The following is a 1,279-nucleotide window of genomic DNA, read 5'->3' as shown; positions in this document are numbered from 1 at the left end:
CTAGAAGCAGATTCTCTTACTGCGGCTTGGCCGGCCTCATCTTGAACGAGACGTCGAGCTTGATGCGGTAAGTGATCTTGCCGGTGGCGTCCACAGTCAGGTCCTGCTCGCTCTCCCGCGCCCCAGCGGTCCTCACCACGACAGCACTATGAGTTGATGGGGTTCGCCCCGCGAATGCCTGCTGGTGTTCGGGCAAGAAAGGCCGGGCATCACCGACGACGCCCGCGTCGGCGCGGCGCTCACCGTGTCGATCGCCCGGGGTGGCAGCGGGGATCGCGATGCATGCCTGGATTCGGCGGCACGGGGACCTGACGCAAGCCTGGTGAATCCTTAACCGGGCAGGCCGTCTACGCCGGCCTTCCCATTCGCGCCGACCTGGCCGACAGCGCCAGTGCCGCCGTTGGTGGGGCCCGCGATCGAGCTTCCGACACCACCGAGACCACCAGCTCCGCCGGCGCCGCCGAAACCGCCTGTCGCACCGGCGCCGGCCGCACCGCCAGCTCCCGAGCTGCCGAACAGTCCGCCCGCCCCACCGGCACCGCCGTCTCCGCCGTCGCCGCCATCTCCGCCGGCGCCGCCTTCGCCGCCGCTACCGCCGTTGCCACCGCTCGCGCCGACCCTGCCGCCGCCGGACATGCCCCCTTGGCCTCCAGAGCCGCCTTGAGCGCCGTTGCCGCCCGGCGCAGCGTGGCCCCCTTCGCCACCTGCTCCGCCGTTGCCGAACAGGAGCCCACCGTGGCCACCTGCGCCGCCGGCGCCCCCGCTGCCGCCATGACCGCCCGCGGCACCGACACCTCCGGTCCCACCTGCGCCTCCGGCGCCCCCGCTCATGCCACCGCCCCCGGTGCCGCCGGTGCCACCAGCCGCGCCGATGCCACCTGTCCCGCCGGTGCCGCCGCTCCCGCCGGCTCCGACGGGATTAGTCGAGCTGATAATGCCGTTGCCGCCTGTCCCTCCGGCGCCCCCAGGCGCGCCGGCGCCCCCGGTGCCGCCGGTCCCACCCGTCCCGGCGATGGCGGCCGGATTCGGCCCTGTGGTGTTCCCACCGGTTCCGCCGTTGCCGCCGGGGGCGCCGAAGCCGCCGGCACCACCAGGCCCTCCATTACCTCCAATAATCGCGGCGGTGGCGCCGTTACCGCCCGTCCCGCCGGGCTGGCCGGTGTTCGCGGAGCTGACGCCGTTGACGCCGGGGCCACCGGCGCTACCGGTAGATCCCTGATTTTGGATGAGGCCGTTGCTACCGGTCGCGGCCGGCGGGCCCTGGATATGCAGCGGCGTC

1 protein-coding gene and 2 pseudogenes are annotated in these 1,279 nt (G+C 73.5%); 1 reads left to right on the top strand and 2 read right to left on the bottom strand.

What is annotated here, in order from left to right:
- Positions 1–16 precede the first annotated feature (16 nt).
- The gene (locus ACX9NE_RS29275; protein ID WP_459365268.1) at positions 17–139 is read right to left on the bottom strand and encodes a hypothetical protein; all 123 of its coding nucleotides are present in this window, start codon (positions 137–139) and stop codon (positions 17–19) included.
- Positions 140–166: 27 nt separating this feature from the next.
- Between ACX9NE_RS29275 and ACX9NE_RS29270 the strand changes: the two are divergent.
- Positions 167–326 (top strand): annotated as a pseudogene (locus ACX9NE_RS29270) (TrmH family RNA methyltransferase); the annotation flags it as partial.
- Positions 327–330: 4 nt separating this feature from the next.
- Here ACX9NE_RS29270 and ACX9NE_RS29265 read toward each other — a convergent pair.
- Positions 331–1,279 (bottom strand): annotated as a pseudogene (locus tag ACX9NE_RS29265) (PE family protein); the annotation flags it as partial.

This window comes from Mycobacterium sp. ML4, from assembly GCF_054515735.1.
Note: the sequence above shows the minus strand (reverse complement) of the source record. Positions and strands in the feature narration are given on the sequence as shown.